14 protein-coding genes, 1 tRNA gene and 1 pseudogene are annotated in these 20,419 nt (G+C 65.5%); 6 read left to right on the top strand and 10 right to left on the bottom strand.

Annotation, left to right across the window (positions count from 1 at the left end; genetic code table 11):
- Positions 1-54: 54 nt before the first annotated feature.
- Together ACTXG5_RS13755 and ACTXG5_RS13750 are read left to right on the top strand one after the other, a co-directional pair.
- The gene (locus tag ACTXG5_RS13755; protein ID WP_445164153.1) at positions 55-3,369 is read left to right on the top strand and encodes a LuxR C-terminal-related transcriptional regulator; all 3,315 of its coding nucleotides are present in this window, start codon (positions 55-57) and stop codon (positions 3,367-3,369) included.
- Between the two features lie 256 nt (positions 3,370-3,625).
- The gene (locus tag ACTXG5_RS13750; protein WP_445164152.1) at positions 3,626-5,464 is read left to right on the top strand and encodes a fatty acyl-AMP ligase; all 1,839 of its coding nucleotides are present in this window, start codon (positions 3,626-3,628) and stop codon (positions 5,462-5,464) included.
- A 6-nt stretch (positions 5,465-5,470) separates the two neighbouring features.
- Here ACTXG5_RS13750 and ACTXG5_RS13745 read toward each other — a convergent pair whose 3' ends face one another.
- The 3 genes from ACTXG5_RS13745 to ACTXG5_RS13735 all read right to left on the bottom strand — a co-directional run bounded on the left by ACTXG5_RS13745 (position 5,471) and on the right by ACTXG5_RS13735 (position 11,000).
- Positions 5,471-6,547: a phosphotransferase family protein gene (locus tag ACTXG5_RS13745; RefSeq protein ID WP_445164151.1), complete on the bottom strand. Its 1,077-nt coding sequence runs from the start codon at positions 6,545-6,547 to the stop codon at positions 5,471-5,473.
- 80 nt (positions 6,548-6,627) lie between these two features.
- Positions 6,628-8,367, bottom strand: coding sequence for an ABC transporter ATP-binding protein (locus ACTXG5_RS13740; RefSeq protein ID WP_445164150.1), 1,740 nt, complete (start codon positions 8,365-8,367; stop codon positions 6,628-6,630).
- A complete protein-coding gene (locus tag ACTXG5_RS13735; RefSeq protein ID WP_445164149.1) occupies positions 8,364-11,000 on the bottom strand; it encodes an ABC transporter ATP-binding protein/permease in 2,637 nt (878 codons plus the stop codon). The genes ACTXG5_RS13740 and ACTXG5_RS13735 overlap by 4 nt, the downstream gene beginning before the upstream one ends.
- A 220-nt stretch (positions 11,001-11,220) precedes the next feature.
- On the opposite strand from ACTXG5_RS13735, the gene ACTXG5_RS13730 reads away from it, so the two are divergent.
- A complete protein-coding gene (locus tag ACTXG5_RS13730) occupies positions 11,221-12,132 on the top strand; it encodes an NmrA family NAD(P)-binding protein (RefSeq protein WP_445164148.1) in 912 nt (303 codons plus the stop codon).
- A gap of 10 nt (positions 12,133-12,142) precedes the next feature.
- On the opposite strand, the gene ACTXG5_RS13725 is transcribed toward ACTXG5_RS13730, so the two are convergent.
- Positions 12,143-12,224, bottom strand: a tRNA-Leu gene (locus ACTXG5_RS13725).
- A gap of 144 nt (positions 12,225-12,368) precedes the next feature.
- Between ACTXG5_RS13725 and ACTXG5_RS13720 the strand changes: the two genes are divergently transcribed.
- On the top strand, positions 12,369-13,004 hold the full coding sequence (locus tag ACTXG5_RS13720) for a GNAT family N-acetyltransferase (protein WP_445164147.1): 636 nt from the start codon (positions 12,369-12,371) through the stop codon (positions 13,002-13,004).
- Here ACTXG5_RS13720 and mbtN read toward each other — a convergent pair.
- The 5 genes and pseudogenes from mbtN to ACTXG5_RS13695 all read right to left on the bottom strand — a co-directional run bounded on the left by mbtN (position 12,971) and on the right by ACTXG5_RS13695 (position 18,415).
- The gene (gene mbtN, locus ACTXG5_RS13715) at positions 12,971-14,140 is read right to left on the bottom strand and encodes a mycobactin biosynthesis acyl-ACP dehydrogenase MbtN (protein ID WP_445164146.1); all 1,170 of its coding nucleotides are present in this window, start codon (positions 14,138-14,140) and stop codon (positions 12,971-12,973) included. The two genes, ACTXG5_RS13720 and mbtN, sit on opposite strands and share 34 nt — an antisense overlap.
- Before the next feature lies 1 nt (position 14,141).
- Positions 14,142-15,716 carry a long-chain-fatty acid--ACP ligase MbtM gene (gene mbtM, locus ACTXG5_RS13710; protein ID WP_445164145.1) on the bottom strand — a complete coding sequence of 525 codons (1,575 nt, stop codon included), beginning with the start codon at positions 15,714-15,716 and terminating at the stop codon, positions 14,142-14,144.
- A pseudogene (locus ACTXG5_RS13705) lies at positions 15,713-15,979 on the bottom strand (acyl carrier protein); the annotation flags it as partial. The gene mbtM and the pseudogene ACTXG5_RS13705, both read right to left, overlap by 4 nt.
- Before the next feature lie 66 nt (positions 15,980-16,045).
- Complete coding sequence (locus ACTXG5_RS13700) at positions 16,046-17,278, bottom strand: fatty acid desaturase family protein (protein WP_445164144.1); 1,233 nt, start codon at positions 17,276-17,278, stop codon at positions 16,046-16,048.
- Positions 17,279-17,287: 9 nt separating this feature from the next.
- Positions 17,288-18,415, bottom strand: a complete 1,128-nt coding sequence (locus tag ACTXG5_RS13695; protein WP_445164143.1) for a ferredoxin reductase — start codon at positions 18,413-18,415, stop codon at positions 17,288-17,290.
- A 165-nt stretch (positions 18,416-18,580) separates the two neighbouring features.
- Here ACTXG5_RS13695 and ACTXG5_RS13690 point away from each other — a divergent pair, with 165 nt between their 5' ends.
- On the top strand, positions 18,581-18,973 hold the full coding sequence (locus ACTXG5_RS13690) for a hypothetical protein (protein WP_445164142.1): 393 nt from the start codon (positions 18,581-18,583) through the stop codon (positions 18,971-18,973).
- Positions 18,970-19,308 (top strand): DUF3817 domain-containing protein, encoded by a 339-nt coding sequence (locus tag ACTXG5_RS13685; RefSeq protein WP_445164141.1) that lies wholly within the window; start codon positions 18,970-18,972, stop codon positions 19,306-19,308. The genes ACTXG5_RS13690 and ACTXG5_RS13685 overlap by 4 nt, the downstream gene beginning before the upstream one ends.
- On the opposite strand, the gene ACTXG5_RS13680 is transcribed toward ACTXG5_RS13685, so the two are convergent.
- The gene (locus ACTXG5_RS13680) at positions 19,286-19,912 is read right to left on the bottom strand and encodes a non-canonical purine NTP pyrophosphatase (RefSeq protein WP_445164410.1); all 627 of its coding nucleotides are present in this window, start codon (positions 19,910-19,912) and stop codon (positions 19,286-19,288) included. The two genes, ACTXG5_RS13685 and ACTXG5_RS13680, sit on opposite strands and share 23 nt — an antisense overlap.
- Positions 19,913-20,419 lie beyond the last annotated feature (507 nt).

Raw genomic sequence — 20,419 nt, 5'->3', positions numbered from 1 at the left:
AAATACGCGCAAGCGCCGATGTTTGCGGCGTGCGGTCGCCGCATGCTGGCTAACATGAGCGAAATCGATCCACGGGCGTACGTCCCGCCGTTGGACTGGAGCGATGAAGCCATGAGCGATCCGGTGCCCAGTGGGACCGTGACGCTGTTGTTGGCCGACGTCGAGGGTTCGACCCAATTGTGGGAATCCGAGCCCGAAGCGATGACCACGGCGATCGCGAACCTGGATCGAACGCTTGCCGAACTGGTGAGCCTGCACCATGGTGTGCGTCCGGTCGAGCAAGGTGAAGGCGACAGCTTCGTCATCGCGTTCAGCCGAGCGTCCAACGCGGTGGCATGCGCGCTCGCGCTGCAGCGGGCGCCTTTGGCACCGTTGCAGCTACGGATCGGCGTGCACACCGGCGAGGTGCAGCTGCGAGACGAGAGCAACTATGTCGGGCCGGCCATCAATCGGACCGCGCGGCTGCGTGAACTCGCGCATGGCGGCCAGACGGTGCTGTCGGGCACCACCAGCGACCTGGTCGCCGACACGCTCGCCGACGACGTATGGCTGAGCGATCTGGGCACGCATCCACTGCGGGATCTCCCCCGTCCCGAGCGTGTTGTGCAACTGTGTCACCCCGACCTCTGCAACGAATTTCCGCCGCTTCGGATGCGCGAACCCATTGTCGCCCAACATCTTCCCGTGCAGCTCACCAGCTTTGTGGGACGCGACTCGGAGATCGTCGAAGTGCGCGGCATTCTCACGCAGAACCGGTTGGTGACGTTGACAGGTGCTGGCGGCGTAGGCAAGACCCGGCTGGCGGTGGAGGTCGCGGGGGCAGTCGCGGAAAACTACGGCGACGGAGCGTGGGCTGTGGACCTGGCGCCGATCACCGACCCCGACCTGGTGCCGATCACCGCGGCCCGGGCGCTGGGTCTGCCGGATCAGCCGGGAAGTTCCCAGGAGAACCGCCTGCTGCAGTTCATCGGCGGGCGGCAGATATTGATGATGTTGGATAACTGCGAGCATCTGCTGGATGCCAGCGCGTCGCTGATCGCGGCGATGTTAAGCGCCTGTCCTCAGCTGACGGTATTGGCGACCAGTCGCGAGCCGATCGGAGTGGCGGGCGAGGTGACCTGGCGGGTGCCGTCCTTGGCACTGACGAGCGACGCCATCCGATTGTTCAGCGACCGGGCCGGCCACGCGCGGCCCGGCGTCAGCGTCACTGATGACAATGCGGCCACGGTAGCCGAGATCTGCCGTCGGTTAGACGGCATGCCGCTGGCGATCGAGTTGGCAGCGGCGCGGGTACGCGCGTTGTCGCCACAGGAGATTCTCGCCGGCCTGCAAGACCGGTTCCGGTTGCTGACCGGAGGATCGCGAACCGCGGTGCGTCGTCAACAGACGTTGCAGGCGTCAGTGGACTGGTCACACGCATTGTTGACCGAGCCCGAGCGGATTCTGTTCCGCCGGCTGGCCGCTTTCTCGGGCGGGTTCGACCTCGAAGCCTGCCAAAGGGTCGTTTGCGACAAGGATCTAGCGCCCCACCAGGTGCTCGATGTACTAGCCCTGCTCGTTGACAAATCGCTGGTGGTCGCCGAAACAGCCGGGGGCCCAACCCGATACCGACTGCTGGAAACAATTCGCCAATATTCGCAGGAGAAGCTCGGCGAATCCGCTGAGGCCGTCGTTGTCCGGAACCGGCACCGTGATCACTACACCGCAATGGCCACGGCACTGGACGGTCCGGCTACCACCAGCTTGGAGCTGCTGCTCGACCATGCAGAGGCCGAAATAGACAATCTGCGTGCCGCGTTCGCGTGGAGCCGGGAGAACTCCAACATCGATAGCGCATTGCAGCTCGCCACGTCCCTGCAGCCGCTGTGGCTGACACGGGGCTGCCTCAAGGAGGGGTCGGACTGGCTCGACATCGGTCTCGCCGAGGCTGAGATCGCGGACGCCGAAGTGACACCTGGGGCGCTGGCGCGCGCGCTGGCCGATAAAGCATTCCTCGGCAACATGCGCGACGCGAAAAGCATGGCGCGAGCACAACGTTCGCTGGCGATCGCGCGCGAGGTCGACGATCCCGCGCTGCTGGCGCGGACTCTCACCGCTTGCGGCCGCGTCGCCGGTTGGGACGCCAAAGTAGCCGGGCCGTACTTGTCGGAGGCAGCCGACTTGGCCCGAGCGATTGGCGATCGGTGGCGGCTGAGCCAGATCCTCTACAGCCAGGCGTTCGCCGCGGCGATGGGCGCGGGTGATGTCGACACCTGCATCGCGACCGCGAAGGAGGGCTGTGAGCTCGCCGACGAGATCGGCGACCGGGGCTACTCGCGGGGGTGCCGATGGTGTCTGGGCGCAGCACACTGGGTGCTCGGAGATATCGCCGTGGCAGAGGCGCAGTTCCGCGAGTTGACGACGGAAGCCGACGGGGCGCACGCGCTGATCTGGCAGGTCAATGCGCGGTCGCTGCTGTGCCACGTGCTGGCACACAGCGGACGAGCAGACGAGGGTCGCGCACTTGCCCTTGAGGCGCTCGACGGCGCCGCCGAAATAGGCCGGTACCAGGAAGGTGTCGTGTACGCGGCGCTCGCCGTCGCGGAGCTGGCCGGTGGCGGTGTCGACGCTGCCCGCGACGCCAGCGAGGCGGCGCGCGAGCGATTGGTGGGGATGTTGCCCCGGCTTGCGACCACTACTGCCAAATCCTGGGCGCAGGTCGCGCTGGCTCGTGGCGATCTGACGGCGGCACGCCGGTTCGCCGATGAGGACGTCTCCGCCGCGGCGGGCTGGTTCATGGTGCAGGCGCTGGCCACCCGGGCGCGCGTCGCGTTGGCAGAAAACGAAACCGGTCAAGCCGAACGCGATGCCCACGACGCGCTGACACGTGCCGCCGAGATACGGGCCCATTTATTCGTCCCAGACCTGCTGGAGTGTCTCGGCGGCCTTGCTCACGGCGCTGGCAACCATCTCGAAGCGGTGAGGCTATTTGCTGCCGCGCACACGATCCGTCAACGAACCGGAATCGTCCGTTTTCAGATATACGAGGCACAACACGCGGCATCGGTGGAAATAACCCACAAAGCGTTGAGCGACGAACAATTCGACCTGGCGTGGAACGCCGGCATGGCGCTGTCCACCGACGAAGCCATCGCCTACGCCCAGCGCGGCCGCGGCGAACGCAAACGACCGTCGACAGGTTGGGCCTCGATGACCCCGACCGAGCGCGATGTGGTCCGCCTCGTCAGCGAGGGACTCGGCAACAAGGACATCGGCAGCCGGCTTTTCATCTCCCCGCGCACGGTTCAAACCCATCTCACGCACGTCTACGCCAAGCTCGGGCTCACGTCGCGCATGCAGCTGGTTCAAGAAGCAGCCCGTCGCGGCTGAAATCCGGTACCGCACTCGCGGCCCCGGGGAAAGCCAGCGCCGGGCCGACGTACGCGGCCGCAACGCCGTCCCGAGGCGCGTGTCGCGCCAAGATATATTTCCCGCTCAGCGAGCCGGCTCGGCGCCGCCTTTTCGTTAAATCCGCTAACCATTGTGACGGTCCGATGTGATCTACATCGCATCAATATTTAACGTGCTGGGCGACACACCCACCCGGTGATGCAAAACGTTTAGTACCACTCCTATTCTCAGTTACATGGGTCGGCCCCATTTGTCGATTGACGCTGTTCAGCCCCTAGCGGCTGACGTAAATGATTATGTTCTCGACGACGGCACCATTGCCTTGCCCGATGGTTTGACGCTCACGTCGTTCTTCGACCAAAACCGGGCAGCATTCGGCGACCGTCCGTCGTACCGGTTCATCGACTACGCGAAAGAGCAGGACGGGCGCGTCGTCGAACTGAGCTGGAATGACCTGTGGACCAAGGTCCGTGCGATCGGCGCCCGCCTCCAGCAAGTCGCCAAGCCCGGGGACCGGGTGGCGATCTTGGCACCACATGGTCTGGACTACGTGGCCTCTTTCTTCGCCGCGGTCCATGCGGGCAATATCGCGGTCCCGCTGTTTGCGCCAACACTGGCCGGGCACACCGAGCGGTTGACGGCGGTGTTGGGCGACGCCCAGCCCGCCGTGGTGCTGACGAACACCGCCGCGGCCGAGTCCGTGCGGCAATCGCTGCGGGCGCATCCGGTGACCGGGCGGCCGCGATTGATCGCGGTCGACGCGATCCCGGCATCGCTGGCCTCGATGTTCGCCGAGCCCACCATCGCCACGGACGATACTGCGTATCTGCAGTACACGTCCGGGTCGACGCGCAGCCCGGCCGGCGTGGAGGTCACGCACCGCGCTGTGGTCACCAATGTGCTGCAGATGATCCTGGGCGCCAACCTGCACCGAAACACCCACAGCGTCAGCTGGTTGCCGCTCTACCACGACATGGGACTGATCATGATCATGTTCCCGGCGTTGTGCGGTGGCGAATACCTCACGCTGCTGGATCCGATGGCGTTCGTCCGTCGGCCCTTCCGGTGGATCAAGGAACTGAGCGCGGAAGCCAGCAACGGCCCGACATTTGCGGCCGCGCCCAATTTCGCGTACGACTTGACCGCCGAGCGGGGGCTGCCCCCGGAAGCCGCCACCATTGACCTACACAACGTCGTCGGGCTGCTCAACGGCTCGGAGCCGGTGACCATGTCGGCCATCGAGAAATTCACCAAGACGTTCGCCCCCTACGGCCTACCCGCGACGGCGGTCAAACCGGCTTACGGGATGGCCGAAGCGACACTGGGAGTGGCCATGACCGCCCCGGACGCGGCGGCCCACGCGGTGTTCCTCGACCGTGTTCAACTCGCCGCCGGACACGCGGTGATCGTCGAGCCGGACGCCGACGGTGCGGTCGCCTATGTCTCCTGCGGCCAGCCTTTCCGGGATGTCTGGGCGGTGATCGCCAGCCCGGACGGTGCCGAGGTGCCCGACGGCGCCGTCGGGGAAATCTGGCTGCACGGCAACAACATCGCCCGCGGATACTTCGGCCGCGAGGAAGAATCACAACGCACATTCGGCAACAAGCTGCAGTCTCGGACCGAGCAGGACAGCCACGCCGAGGGCGCCCCGGACAACTGCTACTGGTTGGCCACCGGCGATCTCGGCGTCTACATCGACGACGAGCTGTACCTGACGGGACGGATAAAAGACCTCGTCATCATCGATGGCCGCAACCACTACCCGCACGACATCGAGACCACCGTCAGTCATGCTTCGCCCGCGATCCGGACCGGCTACGTGGCCGCATTTTCGGTTCCGGACAGCGAATCCCGCGAGCAGCTTGTGGTCGTCGCCGAACGTGCCGCAGGTGTCGGGCGCGCAGACCCGGACGCAATCGCCGCGACCGTGCGGGCAGCAATCGCCCGCAATCATCAGGTCCGGGTCGCCGAGATCCGGCTCGTCGCCGCCGGCGCCATTCCCCGCACCACCAGCGGCAAACTCGCCCGCAATGCGTGCCGGGCCGAGTACCTGGCCGGACGGTTCAGCCGGTAACCACGCTCAACTGAGCAGCTCCACGGTTCCCAGATCGCGGACGGCCTGACAGCCGCGACTGAGCATGGCGAGCACCATGTCGTCACCGCGTTCGGTGGCGGTGGCGAACGCGAATCCGAGCGCCGAGATCAGCAGCGCCTGCGGCATCCCGAGCCGGTAATCGCGCCAACATGTTTCACGGTCGTAGCCGGTAACGCCATAACCTAACAACGCTCGATGATATTCGTCGACAAGGTCGTTCTCGATTGCCAACCGCAGCTCCGAATTCAGGCTCGTTGCCGTGAAATACGCGAGATCCCGCGCCGGCAGACCCACGCCGAGCGTCTGCCAGTCGACCACGCTCACCCAGCTGTGCGCCGGGTCGAACAGCAGGTTGTCGAGCCGGTAGTCACCGTGCAGCAGCGCGAACCGATCCCGCTCGGTGAACAGCCACGGCGTCACCAAACCCATTGTGGTGGTGAAGGTCTCGCGGTCTTCGGCGCTCATCCGGTCACCCAGCTTTTCCAGGGTGATGTCGGCGCTCATCTTCGCCACGTCGCCAAGACCCTTGGCCCCGGCCTCATCCGGACGGGGAAACGCCAGGCCCGGCAGATCCAGCCAGAAGGGGTCACACCAGCTCGGCCCGTGCAGCCCGGCCAGCGCCATCACCGAGAGCCGCGCCTCCTGCTCGCCGCAGCCCGCGATCTGATCTCCTTGCACCGCCGGCGCTTGGTCGGCGAGCAGCAGCGCGTATTCCATAGCGTCGTCGGTGATCTGGCAGTAGAAGCAGCTCGGGGTCGGCACCCGCACCCGGTCGGCGACCGAGGTGTAGAACGCGCATTCGCTGCGGTAGCCGATGACGACGCGGTCGCGCACGGCGTCGTCCTGGGCGGGCAGCTTGATCACGAATGTTTGTGGCAGGTCACCGCGCTCCGCGGCGTAGCGGGCCGTCACGCGATAGGTCGCCCCGGTCTGGCCGGTGCCAATGGCCACCACGTCGACATCGGACACCTCGACCGGTGTGTGGCGTTCGCTAAGCGCTGCGGATAACCATTCGGGTGTCACGTCGCCGGGGTACCGCGGAATCGACACCACAGCACTCATAAGTGACCACGCCTCCAGGACTCAACCAGCCGACTGACTGATCAACTGTAAGGCATACGGCAAGAGTCACCCGCCGTGGCCTATTCGGCGACGATGTGCCAGTCGGCGGCCTCATGCTGCTGGCGCCAGAACTCGCTGAAACGGCCGCCCGCCGTCAGCAATTCGTCGATCGAACCGTCCTCGACCACTCGCCCATTGTCGACGAAGAGAACGCGATCGGCGTGGCGGATACTGGCCAACCGATGGGCCACGATCACTCGGGTGCGTGCTTGGGGGTCGGCCGTGAGCGCGTCGACCACCGCAACCTCGTTCTCGGTATCCAGGGCGCTCGTCGCCTCGTCGACCAGCAGCACGGGAGCGGCCTTCAACAGCGCACGCGCGATGCTGACCCGTTGCCGCTCGCCGCCGGACAACGTCGAGCCGGCTTCGCCGACGATCGTGTCGGCGCCGTCGGGCAACCTGCCGATCAGCTCGTCGACCCGCGCCAGCGCGACGACCCGGCCGAACTGGTCGTCGCCGGCGGTGGGGTTTCCGGCGAATACGTTGTCGCGGATCGTCCCGTGGAACAAGTACGGGTGCTGGAATACCACGCTGCTGACTGCGCGGCGCGCCTCCGCGCTCAGCGTGGCGGCGTCGGCGCCGTCGATGACCACGCGACCGCGGGTCGGTTGGTGCAGCCCGGCGATCAGCGCCAGGATCGTGCTTTTTCCGGAGCCCGACGGCCCGACGATCGCCGTCGTGGTTCCCGGCTGCAAGGCGAAGCTGACCCCGTCCAGCACCGGTGTGCTGGCGCCGTCGTAACCGAAAGCGACGTCATCGAATTCGATGTGCGAGGCAACGGCCGCATCACGCAAGCTATCGGCCCCGGCCACGACGGCCGGTGCGGTCAGCACGCCCTGAATGCGGTCGAGCGTGGCGCGGGTGCTCTCCAGCGCCGGCGCCAACTCGCTGACGGTGGCGAACGGCTCCAGGTAGCGAGCGATCACGACGATCAGGGCGACCGCCTCGGCCACGTTGAGCGTGCCGTCCATGGTCAGCGCCGTGGTGGTACCGGCCAGCGCGATCAATGCCAGCTGGCTGGCAACGCTGAACAACAGCTGACCCGGGATCTGCATGCCGAGCAGGCGCATCGTCGCGGTGTGCTGTGCGGCCAGGGCGGAGCCCACCAGGCTGCGGGCCGGCTCGACCCGTCGCGCCGCGCGCAGCGCTTGCTGGGTCCGCGCGAACTCGATGATCCGTTCGGTCAGTGCGGTATTGGCGACACCGGCCGCCGCGTCAGCGCGACGCGTCAAACGCAATGAGGCCCACAGCGCCCCGAGCAGTAAGGGCACACCGGCCAGCGCCGCCACCCCGAGTTGCCAGGAGATGGGCAACAGCGCCAGGGCGATGACCGGGGGCAGCAGAACCGCCGTGGTCAGCGGCGTCAGCAGGTTGACCACTAGGCCGACGAGTTCCGGCCCGGTGGCCGCGATCGCCTGGCGGGACATCGCGGTGTTGTCGGCGGTGAACCAGTCCAGCCGCACCCCGGGAAGCCGGTCGGCGACATCGTGCTGCGAGTGGTCGAGCACGGCGAAACCCAAATCGAAGCCGATCCGCGCGATCACGGCATCGACGATCCATCCGCTCACGGTCGCAACGGTTAGCCAGCCCAGCCACGCCAACGCGTGTTGCGGTGCGTCACTGAACAACGCCCCTACCAGCGGGACGAGCAGTACCGCACCCACCGCGCGCACCACGACCGAAACGAACGCGAGCACGGCATAGACGGTCACCTTGGCGCGGCGGTCCGCCGGAACCAGGCTTATCCAGGTGCGGATCATCGCCCGCCCTCCTGCGCCGCCCCGGTCACGGCCACCGGATTGCCCTGGCCGGTGTCCCACAACCGGCGATACCGACCGTCGGCGGCGAGCAACTCCTCGTGCGTACCGCGTTCGGCAATCCGTCCGTGATCGAGCACGACGATCTGATCGGCCCGGGTGATGGTGTGCAGCCGATGGGCGATCACCAACACGGTCCGATCGTGGGTAAGCCGGTTAAGTGCTTGCTGCACAAGATATTCCGACTCCGGATCGGCGAATGCCGTGGCCTCGTCGAGGATCAGGACTGGAGTGTCGGCAAGGATCGCGCGGGCGATGGTGAGGCGTTGGCGCTCACCACCGGATAGCGCGGCGCTCGCACCCAGCACGGTGTCGTAACCATCCGGCAGCCGCAGCACCCGGTCGTGAATTTGCGCTTCGCGGGCCGCGGCCTGGATCTGTTCGGGGGTGGCATCGGGGACAGCCAGCGCGATGTTCTCCGCGACAGTGCCGTGCACGAGTTGGGTTTCCTGCAGCACGAAGCCGACTCGGGCATAGAGCTCGTCGGCCGTCAGCGACCGGATATCTTGTCCCCCAACGCGTATCGCGCCTTGTTCGACGTCGTGGAACCGGGCCAGCAGCGCTGCGAGCGTCGACTTCCCGGATCCGGACGGGCCGACTAGCGCGGTAACCGTGCCCGGGCGCAGTTCCAGTGATACGTCCTGGATCACTGGAACCCCGGGGCGGTAGCTGAATCCGACGTGGTCGAACACCACCGTGGCCGCGTCGCCACCGGGCGCCGCGCCCGGCTGTTCTTGTACCGCGAGATCTTGTTCGTCGAGTGCAATTTGGACACGCCGGGCGGCGAGCATTCCGGCGCGGATGCCGCCGATCCCGTAGGCGATGCCGAGCAGTCGGACACCGAATGTGGTGCCCAACAACAAAAACGGCAGCAGGTTGACCGGATCCATCCGGTGCGACACGACCAGCAGGGTGCCGGCGACCGCGATCAGCCACAGGAAGGTGGACGGGCGGGTGGTCAGATCCATCGCGGTCTTCTTGCCCGCCAGCGGGCGCTGCCAGGCCACCAGGAATCCGACGTACCCGTCCAACCGGCGCCGGAAGCTGGAGGCCGCCGCCCCGCCGAAGACGCGAATCACCGGCTGGCCCTCGAGATAGGCACCGGCTTCGCCGTTCATCCTTTCGGCCCAGCGCTGTGCTTGAACGATCCGCGGGCCGGATTGGATCGTCAACGACGACGTCATCACCAGATAGACCAGTACCGGAGCGAACAACACCAGCGCCACTCGCCAGTCGACGGCGAACAGATAGACCAGCACCGCCACCGGCGCGACGACCGCGTTGACCGCGTCCGGTATCGCGTGGGTGACCAGATAGTGCAACGACAGCGTGTCGTCGGTCACCAGTTGCTTGATCGAACCGGATCCGCGGGCGGTGAACCAGCCCAGCGGCAGCCGAGACATCTTGCTCAACAGCCGCGACCGCAGATCGCTCGCGAACCGTGCGTCGATGACGTGCAGCCAGAGGGTGAGCGCGGCACCGAGCACGGTGCCCAAACCCAGCAGCGAAACGGCAGCGATGCCGACGCCCCACAGTCGGGACGCGTCGGCGCCCGACACCAGTAGCCGGGACAGTTCCACCAGCAGCACGAACGGCGCGAGCTGCACGAGCGTGATCACCGCTTGCAGCACGCCGGAGACGATCAGCGCCGATCGCAGCGGCGCGAGCAACCGGCCGGCGGCCTGAGCGCGCCAACTACCGCGGTTAGCCGGGGCAAACACATCGTCGGTGCCGGCCGGCGGTGTCTCGGGCTGGGCTGCAACGCTTTCCGGCGCAAGGTCGTCACCGGGCACCGGGGCGATGCTGTCGGTAGCCTCCTCCGGCTCGCCGCCGCGGGTGGTGCCCATCTCGCGGCCGGCGCTCCAATACGCCTGCGCGTGGACCTCCGACTTGGGGAAACCGAACGCATCACGCAGTCGCTTGCGAACGTTTTTCAGCGTGGTGGCCTCGGGGGTCGCCCAGGCATACCAATTCGACCAATCCCGCGTCTCGATCGCGTCGGCCAGCGATTTCTCGTCGCGACGGCTGACCCAGTGCAGCCGCAGCCGCGGATGCTGCGCGATCGGGATCGCCGTGTCGTTTTCGTCATGCTGTTCGAGGTACATCTCGATCGGGACATCGTCGGGAACCGTGCCGATGATTCCGTTCATCCCGGGGATCGATGCCGAGTCGCCGATCAGCAGATAACCCGCCGGTTGCTCCTCGGGTGGGTCGAACCGCGAGGACCCCATCAGCGACATCAGCGCGATCGTGGTGCCGGGTTCGACGGTGCGTGCCCATTTCGACGCCGGGCCGGCGGGCTCGTGCAGCACGACGTCGACGGCGAAGCGGCCGGCGGGCACATCCGCCTCGGAGATCGTGTAGGCGCGCTGGAACTCGGTATTCGATCCGTCCGGGTCGGGGAACCAAAACCGCAGCCACGCTGCGGGCTCGGCCTCCGCGTCGTCGAACAGAGTCGCTGACTCCAACCGTATCCGCACGAAATGCGGTGCGATCTGCACGGTTTCGAGCACCGTCGCGGTGTGATCGCGCGCGCCGAAACCGCGCAGCATCGCGCCCTGAAACCCGCGTGCCATCAGCGGTCCTTTCACACCTGGACGAAGTAGTTACCCGTCAACTAAGGGTTGCCTTACCATAGCCGAAGCTCACGGGTGGGTCGAGGAGCGGTGCTCGACGGCGGCGGACTCACGGTGACAGCGGTAGCGCGCAAGCCGACCGGGTTAGGATTGTGTTCCGCGGTTTCCGCACTCGATCCGACGGCTGCGCTACGAGATCAGTTGAAACAGGGCCACTTCCATGAGTAAGTCACCGACCTACCTGGTCACCGGCGCTGGCGGCGGAGTCGCCGGTATCAGCCCACAGGTGGTGACCCGGCTCCGCGACCGCGGCGAGACGGTCCGGGCCATGGTGCACCATGACGACGCCCGGGCCGACGCGCTGCGTGTACAGGGTGCCGATGTGGTCGTCGGCGACCTGACCAACCCGGCCGACGTCTTCGCGGCGATGTCCGGTGTCACGCGGATGTTCTTCAACATGAGCGTCTCACCGGATTACCTGCAAGCCACCGCTCTGGCGTGCGCGATGGCAAAGGAGCTGGACAACCTCGAAGTTCTGGTCAACATGTCGCAAATGACGGTCTCTCAGATGACCGTCACCAGCACCGAAGAATCCAAACAGCAACGCCTGCACTGGCTCGCCGAGCACGTCATCGACTGGTCGGGCATCCCAGCCGTGCACATCCGGCCGACCGTCTTGCTCGAGAATCCTCTCTTCGCGACCTTGGCGGCCCGCTCCATCCGGGAGACCGGCCAACTATCCCTTCCGTTCGGAACAGGCCGCACTTCACCGCTCGCGTCCCGCGACGTCGCCGAAGTCGTGACGACGGTGCTGTGCGCACCGCGTGACCATCTGGGTGCGGTCTACGAATTGACCGGTCCCACGACCCTGGACATCGACGAGCTCGCCGCACAGTACGCACAAGCCCTGGGCCGACCCGTATCCGCGGCCCGGCCGCCCTATGAAGAGTGGCAGGAAGTTTTGAGCCAGGTCGGACTGCCGCCTCACGTGCAACAACACATCGCCACCATGGCCCGGCTGCACCGCGAAGACCGCTACAACCGGTCAACCCACGACTTCGAAGACATCACCGGCCACCCCCCGCAATCGGTGCGGGAATTCCTCGAACAACACCGCGACCTCTTCGGCTGAAACGCCGGAGTGCGCAAGGGGGGACTCGAACCCCCACGTCCTAAGACACTGGAACCTAAATCCAGCGCGTCTACCAATTCCGCCACTCGCGCCTGGGCCTAGCGATATTACCGCTCCGGCGGCCGAGCAAACATCACTGCGGCGACCCACCGCGGATGCCCTGTTAAGGCATCCGCATCAAAATTTGGCATGCCTAACCTAATCCATGAACCCTGCTCGGGTAAGGTCAGCAAACGATGAACGGAGCCGCCCCACGCACCCAGACCGATGACGCGCCGACTCACGTACTGAAGCGCGAGCGCACGGATGTATCCGAAGAGGTACAGCGCATCGACCGGCTTGCCGTCCCGGAGGTGGAGCACCCATACGCCCTGCGTGCCGCGGCAAGCAGCGACGCAGAGATGGTGGCGGAGTGGATGAATCGCCCTCATCTAGCCGAGGCGTGGGAATACGCCTGGCCGACCTCGCGCTGGCGCCAACACATCACGGCGCAGCTCGACGGTACCTATTCGCTGCCAGTGATCGGAACCCTGCGCGGCGAAGAGTGCGCCTATTTAGAAATCTACTGGGCAGCAAAGGATCTGATTTCGCATCACTATGACGCCGATCCCTACGATGTGGGGCTGCACGCCGCCATCGCGGATCTGGCGCTGGTCAACCGCGGCCTCGGCCCGCGACTACTCCCGCGAATCGTGGCCAGCCTGTTCGCACAGGAACCCCGCTGCGGCCGGATCATGTTCGACCCCGATCACCGCAACACCGTTGTCCGCCGATTGTGCGAGTACGTCGGATGCCGTTCTCTCGGCGAGCACGACACGCCAAATCGGCGCATGGTGCTCTATGCGTTGGAGCGTCCTACCCAGTCCTCGTAGCCGGCGTGATCGGGTTTCATGCCGGCCGCGACCAGTTCCCAGAGGACTTCATCGGTGCCGCCGCCGACCCGGGCCAGCTTCATGTCTCGCCACATCCTGCCCAGGGGTGTTTCGTCGACGAGATAGCCCGACCCACCGAAGATGTGCATGCACTCGCCGACTACCTCTTCGCCGAGGCGGGCCGCGGTTACCTTGATGCCGGCGGCCGCACGCAAATCCAGCCGCCCCCGCGCGGCGATGCCGTGCAGCGCGTAGCCGAGCTGGTCGACCCGCGCCTGCAGATCCGCCATCCGCAGCCGCAGGGCCTGATGCTCGAACAGCGTTTGGCCGAACTGACGCCGAGTCATCATGCGGGCCAAGGTAATTCCGATCACCCGCTGGCACGAAGCCGCGACCTGCCCGGCAATCGACATCCGCTCGTGCGCCAATCCCCAACTAATGGCGGCCAGCCCGGTACCGGCCCGTGCGACGAGCGCATCGGCCGGAACCCAGGTATCGATGTGAACCGCCGCGGTGTCCAGCCGCCCCGCACCCATCTTGTTGTAGGGCTGCTGCACGTTGACATGGGTGGTCGGCACCGCCACCACCACGACATTGCCGTGCCGGCTGGCCGAGTCGTGGTCGACGCTGCGTGCCACAACCATGATGTGGTCGGCGATGGGCGAAAGCGACACGAACTTCTTGACGCCGCGGACTTCGAAACCACCGTCACACGAGCGAACCTCGGTTTCGACGATCTGTAGATCCGATCCGCCGGATTCTTCCGAGGCACCGATGCAGAGCACGGCTTCGCCGCGAATCGCTTGTTCGCAAATGTCTTTCAGGTAGTCCGACTTGCCGAAACGGCGCAGCAGGGCGATGGCCGAATCGTGCAGGCTTACGCCCACTCCGATGCCGGCGGACGCCAGGTGGCCCAGCGCGAAGGCGAGCTCGACCAGCTTGTTGACATCGGGCTGGGTTTGGTCGGACCACTTGGCGGCAAAGACACCGCTTGCTCCCAGATGCTCGATCAGCTTCCGCGGAAAGCGTTGCTGCACCTCGGCTTCGGCCGTCCACTCCGTGACGCGGTCGTCGAAAACCTCGGAGAGCAGCGCGCGATAGTCAACATCGAAGACGGTCTCGCTTATCGCGATCATTTCAGTCCACCAGCTCAAGCGAACGCCGGACTTCCAGACGGCGCAATTTGCCCGAGGAGGTGCGCGGCAGGGACCCCGGCGACATGAAGACCACGTCCGACGGAACCACTCCGCACACCGAGGCAATGCGCTGGATCACTTCGGTGCGCGCCTCGTCCTGATTAGGCCCACGAAACTCGGCCGCGACGACCAGACCGGGGCGGGCGGAGCGTTCGCCGGTACCCAAAGCGACCACGGCGCCTTCCCGCACACCGCGTACTTGGGCCGCGACCAGCTCGATCTCCGTCGGGAAAATGTTGCGCCCCGCGATCGAGATGATTTCCTTGGCCCGCCCGCACACGACGAGACCTCCATCGCCGACGAAGCCCAAATCGCCAGTGGGAAACCAGTCGTCGCGATCGATGGCCGGGTGTCCAAGGTAGCCGTTCATCATCGACGTACCGCGAATCTCGATCTCGCCGACCTCGGGGCCGGTCACGTTGTCGTACCGATCGCTGGAGGAGATCCGCACCTGCATGCCGGGGATCGGATCACCGAGGACCGCGTGTTTGTGTGAGCCGGTGTCGTCTGAGAAGCTGGCCAACCGCAACCCGGTGCCCGGCACCGGCATCGTTACCGCACATGTGGACTCGGCGAGGCCGTACGAGGGCGCAGCCGCGCCGGCGTTGAATCCGAACGGCGCCATTTCTTCGGCGAAACGTTGGAACCCCTCGCAGTCCACCGGTTCCCCACCGTTGATCGCCACCCGCAGTCCGCCGAGATCGATGTCGGATACTCGCCGGGCATATTTGCCGAGCAGGTTGTAGGCGAAGTTTGGCGCGGCGGTGATCGTCGCATGGCTGTCCGAGAGCCACGTCAACCAATTGAACGGCGACGCAGCGAACGCCGCCGTCGGGGCCAGCCACAGCGGCAACCGGCCCAACGCCGAGGCAAACACAAAGCTGAGCCCCATGTCGTGATAAAGCGGCAGCCATGAACAACAGGCGTCGATCGACGAGTCGAGGGCACACCGTTGGTCGAGCCCGCGCAGGTTGCTGAGTACGGCAGCCGGGGCAAGCGCGGCGGTTTTGGGTGCGCCAGTGGAACCCGCGGTTCCTTGCAGGATGGCGGGGCCGGTGCCGTCTCCGCTCGGCGTTCCTGCTGCTGATCGACTGGTGCGCGCTGCTGTCGCGACATCTTCGACAACGACATCTACTGGCGCGGCCTCCCGCAGGCCGTCGAGATAGGAGCCGTGGCTGAGGACCGTGCGTGCCCCGATCTCGGTGAATCGGGTCAGCGTCGACTCCGCCCAATGCCGTAAGTCGGCGCCGCGCACCGGCCCCGGCAGTATCGAGACGGCCGCGCCCGTGAGCCAGGTGCCCTGGATCGCGGCGATGAACTCGACGGTCGGTTCGCCGACGAGACCGACAGCGGCGGGTTGATCATGGGCCAGTAGCCAGGCCGCAACTCCTTCGGCCAGCCCGTGTACTTCCGGCCACGCGCGCCGTTGCCACGCCGAGGTCTCGCGGTCGAAGACGGCCAATTCAGATGTCGCGGTCTGCATCGACCGCGTGATCGCCGCCGCGAGTTCGCTCATGTGCCCGATTTTGCCGCGATCGCCGCGTCGAGATCGCCGACGGTGTCACAGGTCAAAAGCTCTTCCTCGGACAGCGCGACGCCGAGCCGCTCTTCGATGGCGACCATGCCGACAGCAAACGCCACCGAGTCCAACCCGACGTCGTCGATCAACCTGGCTTCGGGGGTGACCCGGGCCATGTCGACGTTGAGGTCTTCACGCAGAATGCTTTGCAGCGCAGTGGTCACCGTAGAAGAAGAGGAGGCCATGGCCAGCGACCCTACACGGTGAGATAAGGCTAGGCTAGCCTTCTTCCTAGTGGTGAGGGTTACACCGTCGGAGCCCTCGAGTTACGCCGCGCTGGAAGCGGCCCGCAGTTCACGCAGCGCGGTGCGCAGGCCCCGCCGTTTACCTGTCGCTGGGTCGACGAAGCTTTCCCGCAATCCGTCGCGGACCCGGAACTTCAACTCGGAATTGGTCTCCGGGGCGTCATCGGGCGTCCCTTTGAGCAGCTTGTCGGGCAGCGCGAGCTTGAAGATCGTCCAGAACGACTGCCAGTACTGCCGCGCAAGAGATCCCGTGGTGTAGGGCAGGTCGTACTTCTCACACAGTTCGCGCACCCGCACCGAGATCTCCCGGTAGCGATTGCTCGGCAGATCCGGAAAGAGATGATGCTCGATCTGATAGCACAAATTGCCACTCATAAATGCCAGCACCGGTCCGGCGTTGAAGTTCGCCGACCCGAGCATCTCGCGCAGATACCACTCCCCTTGCGTCTCGTTTTCGAACTCCTCCTTGGTGAACTTCTCGGCACCGTCGGGAAAGTGGCCACAGAAGATCACCATGTAGGACCAGTAGTTGCGGATCAGGTTGGCGACCGCGTTGGCCCGCAGGGTGTGCTTCCAGTTGCGCCCGGCTAACGCCGGAAAAACGACGTAGTCCTTGCCGACCTGCCTACCGACCTTCTTACCGATGATCCGCAGGTCTTTGCGCACTTCAGCCCAAGTCTTGTCGTGCCTGCGGACCGCCGAAAGCTCCAGTCCGTGTGCGGCGACACCCCATTCGAAGAATGTGCCCAGCAGGATGTTGTAGATCGGGTTACCGATCATCCAGCGCTTCCAGGGCTCGTCCCGGGTGACGCGCATGATGCCGTAGCCGACATCGTCATCCATGCCGACGATGTTGGTGTTCTTGTGGTGGATGAAGTTGTGCGACTTCTTCCAATGCACACTCGGCGAGGTGGTGTCCCACTCCCATTCGGTGGAGTGGATCTCCGGATCGTTCATCCAGTCCCACTGACCGTGGGTGATGTTGTGCCCGAGTTCCATGTTCTCGATGATCTTGCCGGTGCCGAGCATCGCCGTCCCAGCGGTCCAGGCGTACTTATTGCCGCTAGCCATCAACACGATCCGAGAGCCGACCACCAAGGCGCGTTGCAGCTGGACGGATCGGCGGATATAGCGGGCGTCGCGTTCGCCCCGGGACTCCTCGATGTCGGTGCGGATCGCGTCGAGTTCGCGCCCTAGCGCTTCGACGTCCTCGGCGCTGAGGTGTGCGTATTGCTTTACGTCGGTGATAGCCATTAGTTCTCCTTAAATCTTGAGGGTGCAGTTGCCGGATGCCGTGGAGATGCAGGTTTGGATGCGATCGCCTTCGCCGTGTTCGGTCCCGGACCTGAAGTCGCGTACGTGCCCGGACTCCAACGGGAGCACACAGCTCTGGCAGATACCCATCCGGCAGCCGAACGGCATCTGGATGCCTACCTCTTCACCGGCTTCCAAAAGCGAAGTGGCGCCATCGATTTCGATGGTTTTATCGGAAATCGCGAAGGTAACAGTGCCCCCTTCGCCGCCCTTGTCGGTGGCGGCGATGCTGAAGCGTTCGGTGTGCAGGAGATCTTCCAGATCCGCGCCCTTCCAGACCTCTTCGACCGTGTCCAACAGAGCCGTCGGTCCACACACCCACGCGTGGCGGTCCCGCCAGTCGGCCACGACGTCGTCGATCTCGTCGAAGTCGACGTGGCCCTGAGATTCGGTGAGCTGCAAGCGAAGTCGATACCCGTCCTGGGATTCTTCGAGCTCGCGCAACTCGTCGTGGAAGATCACGTCGTCCGCACTGGGCGCCGAGTGAATGTGCACGATATCGGCGCTCTGTTTACGGGAGTTCAGCGTCCGCAACATGGCCATCACCGGCGTGATGCCGCTGCCCGCGGTGACGAACAGGATCTTGGCCGGCGGCGGGTCGGGTAGCGCGAACTCCCCCTTCGGCGAGGCCAGGCGCACGATGGTCCCCGGCTTTACCCCCGTCACTAGGTGTGTCGACAGGAAACCCTCGGGAGTGGCCTTCACGGTGATCGTGATGTTCTTGTTGTCGCGCCGTGGAATCGATGTCAATGAATACGAGCGCCAGTGCCACCGGCCGTCAATCCGCAATCCGATGCCGACGTACTGTCCCGGTCGGTATCTGCCGGAAAACCCCCAGCCCGGCTTTATCGTCACCGTTGCCGAATCCGCGGTCTCGGGATGCACATCCACGATGAGGCCGCGCAGTTCGCGCGCCGACCACAGCGGGTTGAGCATTTTGAGGTAGTCATCGGGCAGCAACGGCGTGGTCGCGCGGGCCGCAAGCCCGCGTGGCACGTTGACCCAGGACTTGACGGTTTCAACGCCTTTCGCAGGCGCCGTGCTCCAACGAGTGAGGCTGCGCAGGGTAGAACCCATAATTTGTCCCGGTGTGGTTGGTCGAAGGTTCCGTGCGTCGGCTGAGAACACGGTTACCGTCGGCTTCCCCGGAACGGCCTTCAATAAACAATTGTTCACTGAATGCATAGTCGACCTGCTCGCCACGTGGCCGTCACACGGCCGACCGCACGGTACCGTCGAGAGGTGTCCAGCGAGGCCCATCGAAGGCGCCATCACCGGCCCGCACTGATCATTCTGGTGATCGCTGCGGCCTGTGGCTGCCTGGCCCTCGGCTGGTGGCAATGGACACGGTTTCAGTCGCCGTCGGGCACGTTCCAGAACCTCGGCTACGCGCTGCAGTGGCCGCTATTCGCGTGGTTCTGCATCTACGCGTACCGCAACTTCGTCCGCTACGAAGAGGCACCGCCGGAGCCACGCAACCAGGGCATGCTCACCGAGATACCGGCCGGGCTGCTACCCGAGCGGCCGGAGCCCGTGCCGCAACCACCCGACGATCCCGCGCTGCGGGAGTACAACGCTTACCTGGCCGAGCTCGCTGCCAAAGATGCCGAAAAGCAGAACAGGACCACCGCATGACGACACCCGAGACACCCGGAGCCGTCTCCGCTGACCGGATCCGCCCTGCCCTGCTCGGCTACCGGATCATGGCGTGGACGACGGGTCTGTGGCTGATCGCACTGTGCTACGAGATCGTCTCGCACCTCGCATTCCACCGTGAGATTCGGTGGATCGAAGTGGTGCACGGCTGGGTGTATTTCGCGTATGTGCTCACGGCGTTCAATCTGGCGATCAAGGTCCGTTGGCCGATCGGCAAGACCGTCGGCGTGCTGCTGGCCGGCACGATCCCGCTGCTGGGCATCATCGTCGAGCACTTCCAGACCAAGTCGATCAAGGCCCGCTTCGGGCTTTGAGCTCGAGCAATGCAGGCAACAGCAGGGCCAGCGCGCGACCACGATGCGAGGCCGCGTCCTTCTCCTCCGGGCTGAGCTGCGCCGCGGTGCGGGCCCCGAATTCAAGGCCAACCGGGACGAAAATCGGGTCGTAGCCGAACCCGCCGTCGCCGCGTGGCTCGCGGGCGATCGCGCCCGGCCACTCGCCGCGGACGACGACTTCACCGCCCGCCGAGACCAGCGCGCAGGCCGACACGAACGCCGCCGAGCGCCGTTCGTCGGGCACGTCACGCAACTGGGCAAGCAGCAGCGCGGTGTTGCCGGCGTCGTCGCCGTGATTGCCCGCCCAGCGCGCCGACAGGACGCCGGGCATGCCGCCCAGCGCGGCCACCGCCAAGCCGGAATCATCGGCCACGGTGGCTAACCCCGTTGCGGCGAACCCATCCCGCGCCTTGGCCAACGCGTTGTCCTCGAACGTGGCACCGGTCTCGGGCGCCTCGTCGAACGGTGCCACATCGTTGAGCGACACCAGCGTCAGCCCCGACAATCCGGCGCCGTCCAGTACCCGGCGCAGTTCGGCCAGCTTCTTGGAGTTTCGGCTGGCGACCAGCAGCCGGGTCAACAGTCATTCCGAACAGAGCGCATGAATCTTCCTCACTTACTATCCGTTCGCCAGCTCCGCAGGTGACACCTGTACACGCCCGCAGAAACGGCGGATAATTCGCAGCTTATGAGGCGACCAACCGCATGGTTCGCAGCGACGGTGGTTGTATCCGGCGGCTTAGGGCTGGCCGGTCTGGGATTGACCGCAGGTGCCGCCCACGCCAACCCGCCCGGCTGCAGTCAATATTCGGCCTGTTGGTGCCCGGGACAGCGGATGCCCGCTGGGGGCCATGTCGTAGGCGATTGGGACATGACCGCCTGCCACGACTACCACTTCTCCGATCAGGACTACCCACCTGGGCCACACATGCAGGCGGAAACGGGCCCGGCGCCGCGTGACCCGAGTTGTCCTCCCTGGGCCACAATCTTCAGCGGCCCGGCACAGTGTGGCGGCCTGTAAGTGAGGCGCTCATGAGCAGTTCCGCCACCGTGACATTTGTCGCATCTTGAAAGGATTTGGCGCTCTCGG

This window comes from Mycobacterium sp. Dal123C01 (assembly GCF_052566995.1).
Note: the sequence above shows the minus strand (reverse complement) of the source record. Positions and strands in the feature narration are given on the sequence as shown.